The sequence below is a fragment of the Streptomyces sp. CBMA29 genome (genome assembly GCF_014596445.1).
GTDB lineage: Bacteria > Actinomycetota > Actinomycetes > Streptomycetales > Streptomycetaceae > Actinacidiphila.
Window position 1 is genome coordinate 1 of the sequence record NZ_MECL01000053.1, and the last position, 17,092, is coordinate 17,092.

13 protein-coding genes are annotated in these 17,092 nt (G+C 72.2%); 6 read left to right on the forward strand and 7 right to left on the reverse strand.

All coding sequences use genetic code 11. The features are described 5' to 3' along the window. Window positions 1-1,736 (forward strand): glycogen debranching protein GlgX (gene glgX, locus BGM09_RS07665; RefSeq protein WP_188280687.1); only part of this gene is annotated, 1,736 nt, incomplete at its 5' end. A gap of 72 nt (window positions 1,737-1,808) precedes the next feature. Here the strand turns inward: glgX and BGM09_RS07670 are convergent. Further along, complete coding sequence (locus BGM09_RS07670; protein WP_317452584.1) at window positions 1,809-3,338, reverse strand: fatty acid--CoA ligase family protein; 1,530 nt, start codon at window positions 3,336-3,338, stop codon at window positions 1,809-1,811. Window positions 3,339-3,633: 295 nt separating this feature from the next. Here BGM09_RS07670 and BGM09_RS07675 point away from each other — a divergent pair, with 295 nt between their 5' ends. The 4 genes from BGM09_RS07675 to BGM09_RS07690 all read left to right on the forward strand — a co-directional run bounded on the left by BGM09_RS07675 (window position 3,634) and on the right by BGM09_RS07690 (window position 9,144). Next, window positions 3,634-5,283, forward strand: coding sequence for an NAD(P)-binding domain-containing protein (locus BGM09_RS07675; RefSeq protein ID WP_188280689.1), 1,650 nt, complete (start codon window positions 3,634-3,636; stop codon window positions 5,281-5,283). Then, window positions 5,280-6,359, forward strand: a complete 1,080-nt coding sequence (locus BGM09_RS07680) for an alpha-hydroxy acid oxidase (protein ID WP_188280690.1) — start codon at window positions 5,280-5,282, stop codon at window positions 6,357-6,359. Before BGM09_RS07675 ends, BGM09_RS07680 begins: the two co-directional genes overlap by 4 nt. After that, the gene (locus BGM09_RS07685; RefSeq protein ID WP_188280691.1) at window positions 6,353-7,795 is read left to right on the forward strand and encodes a cytochrome P450; all 1,443 of its coding nucleotides are present in this window, start codon (window positions 6,353-6,355) and stop codon (window positions 7,793-7,795) included. The genes BGM09_RS07680 and BGM09_RS07685 overlap by 7 nt, the downstream gene beginning before the upstream one ends. 62 nt (window positions 7,796-7,857) lie before the next feature. After that, window positions 7,858-9,144, forward strand: coding sequence for a cation:proton antiporter (locus tag BGM09_RS07690; protein WP_188280692.1), 1,287 nt, complete (start codon window positions 7,858-7,860; stop codon window positions 9,142-9,144). Between the two features lie 36 nt (window positions 9,145-9,180). Here BGM09_RS07690 and BGM09_RS07695 read toward each other — a convergent pair whose 3' ends face one another. From BGM09_RS07695 to BGM09_RS07720, 6 genes are all read right to left on the reverse strand, one after another. After that, a complete protein-coding gene (locus BGM09_RS07695; protein ID WP_188280693.1) occupies window positions 9,181-10,641 on the reverse strand; it encodes a serine hydrolase domain-containing protein in 1,461 nt (486 codons plus the stop codon). Between the two features lie 77 nt (window positions 10,642-10,718). Further along, window positions 10,719-11,615, reverse strand: a complete 897-nt coding sequence (locus BGM09_RS07700) for an STM4011 family radical SAM protein (RefSeq protein WP_188280694.1) — start codon at window positions 11,613-11,615, stop codon at window positions 10,719-10,721. Window positions 11,616-11,625: 10 nt separating this feature from the next. Further along, the gene (locus tag BGM09_RS07705; protein ID WP_188280695.1) at window positions 11,626-13,050 is read right to left on the reverse strand and encodes an STM4012 family radical SAM protein; all 1,425 of its coding nucleotides are present in this window, start codon (window positions 13,048-13,050) and stop codon (window positions 11,626-11,628) included. Beyond that, entirely contained in the window at window positions 13,047-13,853 is an 807-nt protein-coding gene (locus tag BGM09_RS07710; protein WP_188280698.1) for an STM4013/SEN3800 family hydrolase, read from the reverse strand. Before BGM09_RS07710 ends, BGM09_RS07705 begins: the two co-directional genes overlap by 4 nt. 58 nt (window positions 13,854-13,911) lie before the next feature. After that, window positions 13,912-15,198, reverse strand: a complete 1,287-nt coding sequence (locus BGM09_RS07715; protein WP_223186476.1) for an STM4014 family protein — start codon at window positions 15,196-15,198, stop codon at window positions 13,912-13,914. Window positions 15,199-15,364: 166 nt separating this feature from the next. Next, window positions 15,365-16,327 carry an STM4015 family protein gene (locus BGM09_RS07720; RefSeq protein ID WP_188280696.1) on the reverse strand — a complete coding sequence of 321 codons (963 nt, stop codon included), beginning with the start codon at window positions 16,325-16,327 and terminating at the stop codon, window positions 15,365-15,367. 195 nt (window positions 16,328-16,522) lie between these two features. Between BGM09_RS07720 and BGM09_RS07725 the strand changes: the two genes are divergently transcribed. Next, window positions 16,523-16,849 carry a hypothetical protein gene (locus BGM09_RS07725; RefSeq protein WP_188280697.1) on the forward strand — a complete coding sequence of 109 codons (327 nt, stop codon included), beginning with the start codon at window positions 16,523-16,525 and terminating at the stop codon, window positions 16,847-16,849. Window positions 16,850-17,092 lie beyond the last annotated feature (243 nt).

Below are 17,092 nucleotides of genomic sequence, written 5' to 3' on the forward strand. Positions count from 1 at the left end.
GCCACACCATGCTCTCGGTGGTCGCCGACCCGGCGTTCGACTGGGGCGAGGACCGTCTGCCGAAGCGGCCGTACCACGAGTCGGTGCTGTACGAGGCGCACGTCAAGGGCCTGACGGTACGTCACCCGGCGCTGCCGGAGAAGCTGCGCGGCACGTACGCGGGAATGGCGCATCCGGCGATCGTGCAGCATCTGACCGAACTGGGCGTCACCGCCGTCGAATTGATGCCGGTGCACCAATTCGTGCAGGACGGCCACTTGCGCGACCGTGGCCTGTCGAACTACTGGGGCTACAACACCATCGGTTTCTTCGCGCCGCACAACGCCTACTCCTCCAGCGGCACACGCGGTCAACAGGTCACAGAATTCAAGGAGATGGTCAAGGCACTGCACCAGGCGGGCATCGAGGTGATCCTCGACGTGGTGTACAACCACACCGCCGAGGGCAGCGAACTCGGCCCGACGCTCTCCTTCCGCGGTATCGACAACGCCTCGTACTACCGGCTGGTGGACGACGACCCGCGGCACTGCTTCGACACGACGGGCACCGGCAACAGCCTGCTGATGCGGCACCCCAATGTGCTGCAACTCATCATGGACTCGCTGCGTTACTGGGTGACCGAGATGCACGTCGACGGTTTCCGGTTCGACCTGGCGTCCGCGCTGGCCCGGCAGTTCCACGAGGTGGACCGGCTGTCCGCCTTCTTCGACCTGGTGCAGCAGGACCCGGTGATCAGCCGCGTGAAGCTCATCGCCGAGCCCTGGGACGTCGGCGACGGCGGGTACCAGGTGGGCAACTTCCCCGCCCTGTGGAGCGAGTGGAACGGCAAATACCGCGACTCGGTAAGGGACTTCTGGCGCGGCTCCCCTTCCACCCTGCCGGAGTTCGCGTCCCGGCTGACCGGCTCCTCCGACCTGTACGAGGGCAGCCGTCGTCGCCCGCGCGCCAGCGTCAACTTCGTCACCGCCCACGACGGTTTCACCCTCCGCGACCTGGTCTCGTACAACGGCAAGCACAATGAGGCCAACGGCGAGAACGGCAACGACGGGGACAACGACAACCGTTCCTGGAACTGCGGCGCCGAGGGCCGGACGCAGGACAAGGAGATCCTGGCCCTGCGGGCCCGGCAGCAGCGCAATCTCCTCGCCACGCTCTTCGTGTCCCAGGGCGTGCCGATGCTCGCCCACGGCGACGAGTCGGGACGCACCCAGCTCGGCAACAACAACGTCTACTGCCAGGACAACGAGATCGCCTGGGTGGACTGGGACCTGGACGAGCCCCGGCGCAACCTGCTGGCGTTCACCCAGCGCGTCATCGCCCTGCGCGCTCGGCATCCGGTGCTGCGCCGGCGGCGCTTCTTCCGCGGCGGCGACGGCAAGGGCACGCCGGATCTGGTCTGGTTCCGGCCGGACGGCCGCGAGATGGAGGAGGCCAACTGGCTGCGTGAGGACGCGCACGCGGTGGGCGCCTTCCTCAACGGCGACGGCATCCCCGAGCCCGGCCCGCACGGCGAGCGCGTCACCGACGACTCCTTCCTCGTCCTGGTCAACAGCCACTACGAACAGGTCGACTTCACCGTCCCGGCCAGTGCCTTCGGCGACGGCTGGCAGATCGTCGTGGACACAGCCGTCGAGTCCGACACGGGCGGCCCGGACGGACCGCGCGTCCCGGCGGACGCGGTGGTGCCGGTGCACGCGCGGTCGATGACCGTACTGATGCGTCCGCGCACCGACTGAGCGGCGAGCCGAAGGGGCGGCCGGGGTGGCCGGCGACTGGGCGGACTGTCGGCTGGGCGGGTGCGAGCCCGCTCAGCCGGTCGTCGTCACCGGGGCGCCGGGCGGACCCGAGACGCCGTACGCACCGGGGAGCAGTGCCAGCAGGGCCCGCTTGTCGGGCTTGCCGCTGGGTGCGACCGGCATCGCGTCCAGCACGGTGACGGTGGCGGGCACGGCCGCCTCGCCCAACTCGGCGCGTACGGCGGCGCGCAGGGCGTCGGCGGTCGGCGTGCGCCCCGCGACGGGTACGACGAAGGCGTGGGCGGCCTCACCGGTCGTCTCGTCGGGAGCCCCGACCACATATGCCTGGTCGACGTCCGGGTGGGCGGCGAGCGCGGACTCGATCGCTCCCGCGTAGTGCAGGATCGCGTTGACGAAGATGACGTCGCGGGCGCGGCCGACCAGGCGCAGGTAACCGTCGTCCGCGAGGGTGCCGAGGTCGCGGGTGCGGATCCAGCCCTCGCGCACCACCTCACGGGTCTCTTCCTCGTCCTGCCAGTAGCGCGACATGGCGCCCGCGCTGCGGACCCAGATCTCGCCGGGTGTGCCCGGCCGCACCGTGCGCCCCCGGGGATCGCGCACGCTGACGTCGACGCCGGGCATCGGCCGGCCGACCGAGTCCATCACCTGCTCCGGCCGCTTGGCCAGGTCCTCGGGGGTGAGGAGCGCCAGCATGCCCGTCTCGGTCTGCCCGTATCCCTGGTGGACGGCGGGGCCGAGCCGGTCGGCGGCCTCGGCGAGCCGGTGCGGCGGCAGCGGTGAGCCCGCGACGAGCAGGACGCGCAGGCTGCTGGTGTCGATGTCCTCGGTGCGCAGGGTGTCGAGGATCTGGTAGAGCCGGGGGACGGTGCACAGGCAGGCGGTGATGCGGTGGCGCCGCCAGATCTCCGGGAAGGTGAGCGGGGGTTCGGGGATCACGGCGGTGCCGCCGTCGAGCAGGCACAGGGAGAGGTGTTCGAGCATGACGGCGCTGGTGAGGGTGCCGAAGACGAGGTAGCGCCGGTACCCGGCGGCGAGTCGGGCCGTGGTCGCGCTCCACCGCGCGGGCTGCCACGACCAGTGTTCGCTGAGCGCGCGGTAGGTCTGGGCGCAGCCCTTGGGATGGCCGGTGCTGCCGCTGGTCAGGGTTATGAGGCCGATGTCGTCGGGGCGGCCGTGCGCGGTCAGGGCGTCGGGCGATGTGTCGGCCGGTGCGGCCGACAGGTCGCGGTCCACGTCGAGTACGGGGCGGGTGCCCGCCGCCGCCAGGAGCGCGGGGGTCGTGGTCGAGTCGTCGGCGACGACCGCGTCGACTCCCGTGGACAGCACATGGGCGAGCTGGCTCGGCGTCAGTCCGGGGCGCAGCCCTGTGACGCGGCATCCCAGCAGGTGGGCGGCGATCTGGGCGGCGAAGCCCTGCGGGGTGACGGCGGTCGTGACGGCCACTCCCCCGCCGGGTCCGAGTCCGGCCGCCCGCAGTCCCGCGACGCAGCGCCGCACACGGTCGAGCACCTCGCCGCGGCTGACGGGATGTGACCGGAATTCGAAGGCCGGGGTGCCCGGATCGCGCAGGAAAGCGTCCACGAGTGGCTGGGGAAATACCGATTCGGCCGGATTGTTCACGGCGCTCTCCGATCCGGTGGGGCGGTCACGGGGGTCGCATTTCGGCCGCGGACAACAGCAATGCCGGGCGGGAAACCTCGGCGGGCATCTGCGCGCACGGCTCGCACGGCACACGTCGGGCACTTGCGCCGAAGCCGAAATTATCCGCCCGAACGCCGGGGGCCGCGGTGTGATATGGATCACATCTCTGCCTATAGATGCCTCCTTTAACTCTCAACTACGGTGACTCCGTCCATCTCAGGAGCCGGGAGGCCCAGTGTCCGGAGAAGAGCGGATCGATTACCTCGTCGTCGGTGCGGGACCCGCGGGAATCCAGGCGGCATATTTCCTGGAACGCGCGGGACGCGACTATCTGGTCGTCGAGGCGGGCGCGGCTCCCGGAGCCTTCTTCACGAGGTTTCCCAGACACAGGAAACTCATATCCATCAACAAGGTGCACACCGGCTGGGACGATCCCGAGCTGAATCTGCGTACCGACTGGAACTCGCTGCTGTCCGACGAGAGCTCGCCGCTGTTCACCGCGGTCACGCCCCGGTACTTCCCCGACGCCGACGACATGGTCGGCTATCTCGCCGACTTCGCCGACACCCACCGCCTGCGCATCCGCTACGACACGCGGATCACCCGTATCAGCCGGCGAACGGCGGAAGACGGCGGCCCGCGCGGGGACTTCGAGACCGTGGACCAGGACGGCACCGTCCGCAGGGCCCGGCGGCTGATCATGGCGACCGGCGTGTCCCTCCCCTACATCCCGCCCATCGAGGGCGTGGAGCTGGCCGAGCGCTACGACCTGGTGCCGGTCGACCCGGCCGGGTTCACCGGGCAGCGGGTCCTGATCGTCGGGCGGGGCAATTCGGCCTTCGAGACCGCCGACAACCTCATCGAGACGGCCTCGGTCATCCACGTGGCGGGTCCCGGTTCACTGCGGCTCGCCTGGCAGACCCATTTCGTGGGGCATCTGCGGGCGGTGAACAACAATTTTCTGGACACGTATCAGCTCAAGTCGCAAAATGCCCTGCTCGACGGGGAGATCATGCGCATCACCAGGGACGGCGAGGACGGCCCCTACCGCGTGCCGGTGAAATTCGCGCGGGTGAACGAGGTGGTCAAGGAGATCACTTACGACCGGGTCATTCTTGCCACCGGTTTCCGCTTCGACGCCTCGGTCTTCGCCGAGGAATGCCGTCCGGAGCTGACCATCAAGGACAGATTCCCTGCGCAGACGGACGCCTGGGAATCCCCGAACGTACCCGATCTGTATTTCGCCGGCACGATCACCCAGGTGCGGGATTTCAAGAAGTCCACCAGCGGTTTCATTCACGGCTTCCGCTACGGCGTCCGCGCGCTGCACCGCATCCTGGAACAGCGTTACCACGACCGGCCATGGCCGCGCCGGGAACTGGCCGCCGGCCCCGCCGGACTCCCCGGGGCCATCGCCGAGGCGGTGATCGAGCGGGTGAACCGCAGTTCCGCCCTGTGGCAGCTCTTCGGTTTCCTCGGCGACGCGGTCATCGCCTCCCGAGGACCGTCGGGCGATTCGGTCGGCTATCACGAGGAGTTGCCGGTCGACCATCTCCACCAGGCCGTCGGCGACGGCGTCTTCGGAGACGTCGGCCGCTATCTGACGGTCACCCTCGAATACGGCGCCGATCACGACAAGGTGAATCCGTTCGACATCTCCGTGGGCCGGGTCTCGCAGCAGGCGACCGCCGGGCTCGACGGCCGCTATCTCCACCCGGTGGTGCGGCTGTTCGAGAACGGCAAGCCGGTCGCGGAACACCACATCACGGAGAATCTGGAGAACGAGTGGGACAGCGAGGAGGTCCACCGCGCCCCGCTCGTGCGCTTTCTGACGGACCATCCCGTCACGGATGACGTCCCCGTCCCCGCCGCCGACCCGTCGTGAACGGGGTGCTGTCGGCGCTGCGGGACAGAGCCCGCGCCCGACTCGACCCGGTCCACTGGGACTTCTACGAGGGCGGCGCGGGCACTGAGACGGCGCTGGCCGAGAACGAACGCGCCTTCGCCCGGCTGGCGTTGCTGCCCCGGGTGCTGACCGGCGAGGGCCGCCCAGACACCGCCGTGTCACTGCCCGGCGGCCGGGCGTCGATGCCGGTGGTGGTCTCCCCCACCGCCTTCCACCGGCTGGCCCATCCGGACGGCGAACGCGCCACGGCGCGCGCGACCGCCGTGGCCGACACCGTACTGATCACCTCGCAGGCGGCCACCACGGCCGTGGACGAGGTCACCGCCGCCGCCCGGTCGGTGCGGTCCGACGCCGTCGTGTGGTTCCAGCTCTACCTCCAGCCGGAGGCCGAGGTCACCACCGCGCTCGTCCGGCGCGCGGAGAAGGCGGGCTGTACGGCGCTGGTGGTCACGGCGGACTCGCCGGTCTTCGGCCGCCGCGGCCGGGACGAGCGCAACGGCTTCCACGATCTGCCGCCGGGACTGGCAGCCGAGAACATGCGGGATCTGCCCGGCGCGCCGCCCGGCCGCACCCGTGACATCGCGATGTCACCGGCCCTGTCCTGGGACGACCTGCGCCGTCTGCGGGACGTCACCGGCCTGCCGGTCGTACTGAAGGGCGTCCTGCACCCCGCCGACGCCCGGCGCGCGGTCGACGAGGGCGTACAGGCGCTGATCGTCTCCAACCATGGCGGCCGTCAGCTCGACGCGGCACCGGCCACCGTCGAGGCGCTGCCCGCGGTGGTCGACGCGGTCGGCGGGCGGGTCCCCGTGCTGCTGGACGGCGGGGTGCGCGGCGGCTCCGACGTGGTGGTCGCGCTGGCGCTCGGCGCGGCGGCGGTCGGCATCGGCAGGCCCGTGCTGTGGGGCCTCGCGGCGGACGGCGAGGCGGGCGTGACCGCCGTACTGGAGGAGTTGCGGGCCGAGTCGGCACATGTGCTGACGCTCTGCGGCAGCGCCGACTGCCGTGGCCCGGCACGCGACCAGGTCCTGGTACGGGGGGCGAGGGCGTGCTGAGGCGCGCCGGGGCGGCGGCGCTCGCGCTGTCCGTCCCCTACTGGCTGCCGCGGGCCGTCGTCGCCCTGCGGGTGGAGGTCTTCGCCCGGATCAACGGCCCGGAGGGCGTGGTCGTTCCCAACGCGGAGGTGGCCGCGGACCGCTTCACCGAGTTGTACGAGCATCCGGCCGCCAGCGGTCGCAGCAAGGGCGCGGCACTGTCCGATCTGTTCTGGTACTGGCTCTCCCCCGGCCCCGAGGTCCACCAGGAGCATCTGGAGCCGGGGCCCCGCTACGACGCCGTCGCCCGGACCACCGCCGCGATCCTGGCCGGGACCAGCGCCGAACTCGCGGCGGCCGCGGCCCGGCGGACGGCCCAGGTGCTGGACGAACTCGTGCCGGGCGACGCCGCGTTGGTGCGCCTGCGGGATCTGATGATGCCGGTCTGGGCGGAGTTCTTCTACGGCCTGGTCTTCCGCGAACCGTGCCCGCCGCACGCGCGCCGGCTGATCGTGGCCAACGCCGAGGACGTCATCAACTCCCTGAAGAACACGCGCCTTCGGCACATGCGGCGGCGTGAGCGGCTGACCCGCTATCTGCTGCGCAGGCTGGCCGCGGGGGACGTACCGCACACGCTGCCTACGGAGTTGGCGTCGCCGCGGGACCGCGCGCACTACCTCCAGGGCACCTTCTTCAACACCGCGGTCGTGCAGATGTCGGAGGCCATGGCGCATCTGCTGCTGACGCTCGCCGCGGAATCCGACGTCCAGCAGCGGCTGGCGGACCATCCCGAGGACGACCGGTACCTGTCCCACGTGATGGACGAGACGCTGCGCCTGTACCCGCTGTTCGGCATCGCGCACCGCGTCACGGCCGAGGAGATCGACCTCGGCGGCGGCGCGCGCTATCCGGCGGGCACGGTGCTGTGCTTCGACTATCCCGCCTACCACGCGACGGGTTACGCCGATCCGGACACGTTCGACCCGGAGCGGTGGAATCGGACGTCCGCCAAGCACGCGCACCACATCCCCTTCGGGGTGGCCGCGAACCGGCCCTGTCCCGCTTGGCGGCTCGCCCCGCTGGTCATGCGGGCCGCGACCCGCGAGGTGCTGGCCCGCTTCACCCTGCACACCGCCGTGTCGCACACCCGCTCCATCCCACACCGCGCGCCCTGCCTGCTGGTGCGCCGCGACCGGCCGCTGCCGCGGTACCGGATCGCCGCCGTCCGGGCGTTCCTGCGGGTCCGCGACCGCTGGGAGGACGTCGGCCGCAGTCTGCTCCAACTGGGCTTCGGGACCTGGATGGTGCTGGACGCGCGGCGCCAGCGGCCGACGCAGCGGTGGTTCGCCGCGCACGACACGCAGGGCCGCCCGCTGACCGAGACGCGTCCGGGCGGTCACGCCGCGGACGGCGACGCGTCCTACGGGGCCGCGGACCGCTGTCCCCACTCCCACTGACCCCAGCAAGCACAGGCACTGCCTCCCCCCATGAATCCGCACCCGCCGAAGGGCAGCCCGCCATGTCCGCGACCGCGCTCGGCCCCGCCTTCCTGCTCGCCGTCGTCGTCATCCTCCTCACCTGCCGGATCGCCGCCTGGGCGCTGCGCCCGCTCGCCCAGCCGCCCGTGGTGGCCGAGATGATCGCAGGGGTGCTCCTCGGCCCCTCCGTGCTCGGCCTGGTCGCCCCCTCGTGGGAGCACGCCGTCTTCCCCGCCGACCTGCGGCCCGTGCTGTACGTGGCCGGGCAGCTCGGTCTGGTGCTCTTCATGTTCCAGGCGGGGTACGAATTCCGCGTCGACCGGATCAAACCGGTGGCCAGACCCGCCGCGCTGATCTCGACGGCCGGGATTGTCGTACCGCTGGCGCTGGGCACCGCGCTGGTGTGGGCCGTGCGCGGCTCCGTGCACACCGCTCCCGACGGTGTGCCGATGTACGTGGCCGCGCCCTTCGTCGGCGTCACACTGTCGATCACCGCCTTCCCCATGCTGGCCCGGATCATCACCGAACGCGGCCTGACCGACACGGCGTTCGGCACCATCTCGCTCGCGGCCGGCGCGCTGGACGATGTCGTCGCGTGGGTCCTGCTCGCAGGCGTCCTCAGCCTGTCGCGCGGCACCTCAGGGCCCATCGTTCTCGCGGTGGCGGGCGCGGCCGGTCTCTCGGTGGTGCTGATCGCGCTGGTGCGCCTGCGCGGTCCCGCGATCCGGATCGCCGAGCGGCTGCCTTCGGATCAACTGCTGCTGGTGACGCTGCTGTTGCTGTGCCTGGCGGCCTGGTACACCGACCGGATCGGCCTCTACGCGGTCTTCGGCGCTTTCAGCCTGGGCGTCGCCTATCCGAGGGCGCCGAGGATCGACCGTACGCTGGAGGCCGCGGCGCCGGTCAGCCGTGTCCTGCTGCTGCCGCTGTTCTTCACGTACTCCGGGCTCAACACCGACACCGGTCTGCTGACCGACCCGACGCTGCTGCTGTTCGCCGCGGGCTGCACGCTGGCGGCCGTGGTCGGGAAATTCGGCGCGTGCTGGCTGGCCGCCAGGCTCGCCGGACAGAGCGGTCCTGTGGCGCTGCGGGTCGGCACGCTGATGAACGCGCGTGGGCTGATGCAGCTCATCGCCATCAACGTCGGGCTGGCGGAAGGCGTGGTGACGCGGTCGATGTTCACCGTGCTCGTCCTGGTCGCGCTGGTGACCACCGTGATGGCCACGCCGCTGCTGGCGTTGTGGGACCGGCGGGACGGCGGCGTCCCGGACGCGCCCGCCGTCCCCGCCGCCCCACCGCTGTCGAAGGTCTCCGCCGTCAGCGAGTGAGGAGGCGGCCTCGCCGCCGGGTCGGATGCGGCGCGGTCAGCGGGGCGCGCCGAACGAGCTGAGCGGCGCCGGACGCAGCGGCTTGCCGTGCCAGGCAGCCGTGAAGTCGCGGGCGGTGAGCGAGCACGTGAGCGTCAAGTGGTGCGGGGTCTCCAGGAATCCGACCTCGGCGACGAAGGTGTCGGCGTCGGTCCAGCCCGCGCTGATCGCGGTCGGTACGGGGACGGCGGGCCGTTCGGCGACCGCCCAGCCGGTCCCGCCAGTCCCGCCGAAGCGCAGCGCGAACGGCGGCTCTTCCTCGTTCTTCGCCTGGTCGAGCGTGAGGATCCAGCCGTCGCCGTCGGCCGTCAACTCCACCGCCGTCAGGCTCTGTTGGGCCTCCGCTTCGCCGTCGCGCGGCGCGAACCGTACCCCGGACCACGCCTCGGTGTCGGCGGGCGCCGCCGTCCCCGCGACCGTCGGGAGGACGAGCCGGGACAGCCGCTCGCGCAGCGCCGCGTCCTCTCCCGCGGCGCTCACCGGCTCCGGTCCGAAGGCGGGCAGCAGGTGCTCCCAGATCATGTCCATCACGGACTGCATGAGATCGGTGTTCGCCGTGATCGCGATCACCACGTCCTGCTCGGGCAGCACGACGCAGAACTGCCCGACCGCCCCGTCACCCCGGTAGCCGTGGCGCGACATCCAGAACTGGAAGCCGTATCCCTGCGCCCAGTCCGACTGCCGCGCCTGCGGCGAACCGTCGCTGTTGTCGACGTGCGCGCGGGTCGCCTGCGCGACCCAGGCCGCCGGAAGGAGCTGCTCGCCCTCCCACACGCCTTTGTCGAGGTAGAGCTGGCCGAGCCGGGCGACCGCGTCGGTGGCGGCGTGCAGCCCGCTGTAGCCCAGCTCGCGGCCCGCCCTGTCGCGCTCCCACAGCGTCTCGCCGATGCCGAGCGGATCGAGCAGCCGGGGCCGCAGATATTCGGTCAGCGTCTGCCCGGTGGCGCGCTGGATGATGGCGCCGAGGGTGTACGTGGTGGGCTGGTTGTACGCGAAGACCGAGCCCGGCTCGCGGTCCGGGGGGATCAGCAGGAAGCCGCGGACGGGCTCTTCCGCGTCGATCGCGAGCGCCTGGACCACGGTCTCGGAGAGGTGGCCGCTGGCCATGGAGGCGATGTGCCGCACCTTCATGGCGCGGCTCGCAGGGTCGGTGATGTCGGCGTCGAATTCGGGGAAGTAGGAGACGACCCGGGCGTCCAGGTCCAGCAGTCCCTCGTCGATGGCGAAGCCGACGGCCGAGCCGGTGAAGCTCTTGCTGATCGAGTAGAGCCGGTGCGGCCGGTCGGCGGTGAAGGGCGCCCACCAGCCGGAGGCGACCACGCTGCCGTGCCGCAGGATCATCAGGCCGTGCGGTTCGACACCGGGCGCCGCCTCGATCGCGTCGAGGAACGCCTGGACGCCGCGGGCGTCGACGCCTTGCGCGGCCGGGCTGCTGACGGGCAGCGGGTGAGCGGTCATCGGGCTTCCTCCTGCTGCTGGATCTTGGACGGCCATCCTCGCCGCGCCCCGGCACGGGTGTCCAGAGGGGGGTCGGTTCAGCGGCGCACCGGGAGGCCGACGAAGGCCGGGCGGGCACGCGCCGGAGCGACGGACGTGGCCGGTACGCGCTCCAGGACGCCGCCCGCGAAGACGTCGTAGAGCGGCAGCGACTCCAGGTGGACATAGCCGATGTGGCAGTCGCAGACGGCCAGCGGGCAGGGGCGGGGGGCGAGGGCGGACCGGTAGGAGCCGTCGTAGAGATTGCCCAGTTCGGCGCGGACGAAGTGGCAGCGGCGGACCGTACCGTCGCCGTCCACCGAGATCACGGATTCACCGGTCCGGCAGGGCAGCCCTGCCGAGCGGTGCGGGTGGCGGCTGTAGGGGAACAGCGGGTCGAGGGCCGTCCAGGCGTCGGCTTCCGCGTCGGTGTAGGTGTGGCCTTCGGCGGCGTTCACCCACAGGTAGACGTGGCCGGGCAGTGCGGCGCGCAGCCGGGCGGCGTCCGCGAGGTGTTCCGGCAGGCCGACGACGCCGACGCTGAACCGGACGCCGCGGTCGGCCACTTCGCGGGTCTTGCGCAGGAAGCGGTCGTACGGCGTCTGGCCGGGGTGATAGGTGCACCACAGGGCGAGGGTGTCGGGGTCGGCGTCCGCGAGCCAGTCAGTGCGGCAGCTCAGATTCGTCTGGATGGCGACCCGGTCGATGTGCGGCTCGTGCGACAGCTCGGCCAGGGTGTCGCGGTACCAGGAGCGGACCAGGCCCTCGCCCCACGGGGTGAACAGCACGGACAGCCGGTCGCCCCGCTGCTCTCGCGCCCAGTGCGCGAAGCGGGCGAGCGCGGCGCGGTCGGCGCGCAGTTGCGCGGGGCTGTCGCGGCGCTTGGCGAAGGGGCAGTACGGGCAGTCGTAGTCGCAGGAGGCGAGCGGGCCGCGGTAGAGCAGCGTCAGATCCATGGCGGCGGCCTCACTTCAGCTCGTACGCGGCCATCGCCGCCCGGACCGGGGGTGAGAACAGTTCGGGGCCGAGGGCGTCGCAGTGGGCGAGTCCTTCGGGGGACAGCCGTATGCGGCCGGTCGCGGGGGTCTGGTCGTCGAGCCAGCCGCGGGCCGCGAAGCGGTCGATCTCGGCGGCGAAGTCGGCGTGGGCGTCGGTGCCGAAGCGGTCGCGGTAGTCGGCCAGGGGCATGCCGTCGGCTTGCAGCAGCGACTGGAGCAGGTGTCTGCGGCGGGCCTCGTCGGCGTCGACCCGACGGCCGTGGGCGGCGCGGGTGAAGTCGTCGGTGGTGGTGTACTCGTCGATGATCGCGCGGATCTCCCGCATGTCGACCGCGTAGTCGAAGGAGTAGTGCAGCGTGGAGGTGTAGGAGCGGGCGCCGCAGCCGAGCCCGATCATGCCGTCGGTCTGACAGGCGTGGTCGTCCGGCCCCTGGGGGGCGGCGTCGGCCCGGCGGAACATCCGCATGGAGACCTGCTCGTAGCCGTGCGTCAGGAGGTGGTCGCGGCCCTGCCGGTACAGCCGCAGACGCTGCTCGTCCCAGGCCGGGTCGCTGACGGCGGTGCGGCTTTCGAGGCCGGTCTTCGGCCGTACGTACAGCGGGTAGAGGTACAGCTCCTCCGGCCGCCAGCGCAGCGCGGCGTCCAGCGAGGTGCGCCAACTGGCCGGGGTCTGGCCGTCGATGCCGTAGATGAGGTCGATGTTGAGGACCGGGATACCGGCGTCGCGGACGCGGGCGAGCGCGGCTTCGACGTCGGCGCGGCGCTGGGGCCGTACGGCGGCCTTCGCCTCGTCGTCCACGAAGCTCTGCACGCCGAGGCTGAGCCGGGTGGCGCCGCGGTCGGCGAGGACGGCGAGCCGGTCGGCGGTGGCGGTCGCGGGCGATGCCTCGACGGAGAGCGGGATCGCGCGCAGGTCGGCGCCCATCCGGCGCTCGGCGATGTCGCAGAGCCGTTCCAGCTCGGCGGCCGTCAGGAAGGTGGGGGTGCCGCCGCCGAAGGCCGCGGTCGCGAACCGTACCGGCTCGGTGTCGCCGAGCGCGTCGCGGACGGCGGTGGCCTGCCGGTCGAGCGCGTCGAGATAGCGGGTGGTCAGCTCGCCGGGCGCGCCGATGCGGGTGAAAAGGTTGCAGAATCCGCAGCGGACCTCGCAGAACGGGATGTGCAGATAGAGCGAGAGCGCGTCCTTGGGCTCCGCCCGCCACAGTGCGCTCAGCGCGGGCCGGTCGGGCAGCGGGCGGTAGGCGGTCTTGTGCGGATACGCGTAGACGTAGCTCTGGTAGGGACTGTCGGTGGGGGGTGCGGGCCGGTTCGGGGACGGCTGGTCGGTCGGCGTGGTCGTGGAGATCGGTGTGGTCGGTGTGGTCGGCGTGGTCGTGGAGATCGGCGCGTTCATGAGGACGGCTCCAGGAAGAAGTGGGCGTAGGGCACCGTCCAGACCGCCTCGTGGCCGAGGCGGTGACCTGTGTAGCCGTCGTCTCCGTAGGTGGTGCCGTGGTCGGAGCAGACGATGGCGAAGCAGCGGCGGCGGGCCGCCATGGCGTGGAAGAGACGTCCGATGTGCCGGTCGATGTACTCCAGCGCCGCCGCGTGCGTGGCGCGGGTGTCTCCGGCCTCGCGGGTGGCGCCCGGCGTGTGGAACCAGTTGGGCTGGTGCAGAGCGGACGCGTTGAGGAAGAGGAACAGCCGCTGGTCGGTGGGCAGTTCGGCGACGACTCGCTCCGCGCGCTCGACCTGCGCCTCGAACGAGGTGGGCGAGGTGACACCGAACTCCGGCTCCCAGTGGCTCTCCTGGAACAGTCCCGGCAGGACGTCGCCCAGCGCGCCGCGCTTGTTGAAGAAGCCGACGCCGCCGATGCAGACGGTGCGGTATCCGGCCGCCGCGAGTCCGGACACCAGGTCGGGCGTGTCGAAGACGTAGGTGCCCGCCTCGGTGGTCTCGCTCCCGGCGAAGCGCGCGGCGAACAGCCGGGGGTGCGGTCCGGGCGCCGCCGGGGTCGGCAGGAATCCGGCGAAGATCGCCTGGTGCGAGGCGTAGGTGAAGCTGCCGGGCGCGTGCCGCTCCTCCCAGCGTCCGCCCGGCAGATGGCCGGCCAGATGCGGGATGCGTCCGGCCGCGGCCAACTCGGCCGCGACGTCGTGGCGGAGCGTGTCGAGGGTGATCAGGAGGATGTCGTCGCGGCCCACGACCTCGTTCATGTCCGGGCCTCCGCCGTCCGGGAGCGCGGGCGCGGACGCGGACGCGGACGCGGACGCGTCAGAGGGTCGCATGTCGGGTCCTCGGCGCTTGGCTGCGCGACGGTTCGTGGCCTGCTGGTACGTGCCGCGCCGCGTCATGCGGCGCCGGTACGGGCGGGGCTTGCCCGTGCGGTGCCGGTACGGGCGCGGCGCAATCATCGGCGGCCGGTTCGTACGCAGCCGGTTCGTGGGCGGCCGGTTCGTACGGTGGTCGGACTTCGGTCGGCGACGCGGCGCGGGCGCGTACGGCGGCGATCTGGGCGGCGTAGGTGTCCAGGCCCTCCGCTCCGCTGCCCGGCAGTCCGGTGAGCCTCGGCAGCAGGTCGCCGAAGGCGTTGACCTCGCCGACCGCGAAGCGCCGCCAGCCGATCGCGGGGAGCAGGTCGACGCCGACGCACAGCGTGCCGGGGAAGCAGGCGGCGGCCCGCTCGCAGATCTCCAGCGCCTGCTCCCACCGGACGCCCGCGGCCTCGATCGCGGCGCCGAGGTCGCCGCGCGCGCCGCCCAGGTGGAGGTTGGTGAGCGGCGAGCGGCTGGTGCGCACCACGGCGTGCGTGGCGCGGCCGTCGACGACCACGATCCGCAGGTCGGCGACGCGCCCGTGCAGCGACGCCTTGGGCAGCCAGCGCTCGATGTGCAGACCGTCCGGTGCGAGCGCGTCGACCAGCGCGGCGATCTCGGCCTCGCGGGTGATACGGCGCACCCGCAGCGAATTGTGCAGCCGTCCGTCCGCCGACTCGACCGATGTGGTGGCCTGGACGCGCCCGCCGCCCGCCGTCTCCACGGCGAGCACCCCGGAGGCCGACGATCCGTGCGCGAGTTTGACGAAGGCGCGCGGCATGGCGTGCTCGCGCATCAGCGCCCGTACGTCGGCCCAGCCGCGCACCGCGGGGGCGGCGGCACCCGAGGTGGGCGAGGCGGGCACGGGTACCCTGGCCTCGGCCAGCCTCCGATGGCAGCGCCGCTTGTCGAACAGCACCGCCAGTTCGTCCGGGTCGTCCAGCCGCCTGCCGCCGTCCAGCGTGCGGACGGCGGCGGTGAAGCGGGCGTACCAGCGGGCGCTGCCCTCCACCCGGGTGGGATCGTCCATGTCCCGCAGCGCGCGGTCCACTTCGGCGTCCTCACCGGGTGAGTCGAGCCGTACGACCTCGTCCGCGGCGAAGGCCGCGCCGCCGTCGCGCAGGACGTCGCGCCAGGGCACGACGCGGGGCGCGGGCAGCCCGGCCTCGGTCGCGGCGCGCGCGAAGAGACCGACCCGCCGGTTCTCCGGGTTGCCGACGACCGCGAAGCGCGGTTCATCTCTCATGTCACCTTCCCCCTCTCCCCTGGTCGCCCATGCACCCGGCGCTGACGGACGGTCACCGGCCTACGGTCCGCCGCCCGGCGGTGCTCACCGGCCGGTCGACGCCCGACCGGACGCCGGGCTGGACGCCCGACTCGACGCCCGGCTGAAAGACCGACTCAACGACCGGCTATTCGCCGACGGCGACGAAACGCCACACGGTCTCGTCGTCGTCATCGACCTCCTCGTCGGCGTCGTCGCGGTCCAGTTCGACGTGGACGCCCGACGGTTCGAGGGCTTCCCGCAGGCGCTGGGCGACGGGTGAGGTGAGGTAGTTGTGGTGCAGGTCAAGGGTCTTGAGGTGGGTGAGGGGCTGGCCCGCGAGCAGCGCCGTGGCGCCCTCGTCGGTCAGCACACCCATCGACAGGTCGAGCGTCTCCAACCGGGCCACGACGGGCGCGGAGGCGAGGGCCGCGGCGATCTCGTCCTGCATCTCGCTGTTGCGCAGGGCCAGCGAGCGGAGCCCCGGCAGCAGCGCGCCGGTGAGGAACGGCGCCAGGTCGGTGATCTCGCTGTCCCCGCCGTACTCGGACGTGCCGAGCCACAGGTCGAGGTGGTCCAGCGCGGGCAGGTCGCTGGCGGCGATGCCGCGGACGGCCTGCACGGGCATGCCGCCGGTCTCGACGGTGAGCGAGCGCAGCCGGGCGTGCGTCACCGCGGGGAAGGCCAGGTCCTGTCCGCCGCGTACCCCGAACGACTCCAGTTCGGGGAAGCCGCCGAGCAGCGGGGTGACATCGCCCTGGTTGATCCAGGAGATCTCGCACTCCTCGCCCACGATGTCGCCGAGGAACAGGGCCCGCAGCGCGGGCAGTCGGTCCTTCACGGCCAGGATGGCCGCGATCAGCGGATCCGGTCCGCTCTCGTAGGCGTCGCTCCAGGAGCCGACGATCAGCGCGCGCACCCGCGTGATGTCGACGGCCTGCGTGAACCGGGCGAAGGCGTCCTCCCACTTCTCCTCGCTGTCGTAGGAGTCGACGCCGATCCGCCAGGCGGCGGCGTCCGCTTCCGGCAGTTCGGTGCTCTTGTCGTCGGGTCCGGGGAAGTCGAAGGCGGGCAGGCCGTGCAGCTCCCGCATGTGTTTCCCGATGGTCATGTCCGCCTGCTCCTGACGTTCGACATTCGACGGCCGTACGGATTCGGCCGCGGCGATCACCGGCCGATGTGTGAGCAAGTTCTACCAAGCCGCACTGACAACGGCTGCGGCCGGGCCGACTCTGAGCCGTTGTCAGACCCCGCGACTACGGTCGGTGTCGACGCGGTGCACGGAGCGCCGCGCGGAGGGAGAGCGATGTACCGGCAGGGTGATGTGCTCATCGCGCCGACCGAGGAGTCGGCGCTGCCGCCTCACATGGACGACGCGCCGCAGGAGCCGCGGGACGCGCGCGGCCGGCTCGTGCTCGCGCTGGGCGAGGTGACGGGACACGCGCACGCCGTCATGGGACCGGGACGGCTGTTCAGCCCGCCGGCCCCGTTCGCGCCGATGCTGCTGCATCTTCCGGACGGCGGGCGGGTCGTGCACGAGGAGCACGCGGCGATATCGCTGCCCAAGGGCTGGTACCGCGTGGTGCGGCAGCGGGAGTACGTACCGGGCTCGGTCCGCGTGGTCGCCGACTGAGCGTCCCGCGGTGGCGCCCGGGGGCCGGGCGCGCGGGCATGGCAGGACAGTTCGTCGAAGGCAGGGAGCGGAACTCATGGGAGGGGACGGCATGTCGACCGTCGAGCAGTGGAGGCAGGCCGCCGTGGCCACCGGATCCGCGGACCGCGCGGCGGCCGAGGCGGGGGTGCGGCTGGCTTACCGGCGCGCGGGGCTCGCGGAGCCGGAGCGCGTCCGTTGGGCCGGGTCGCCGCGCGCGGCCGT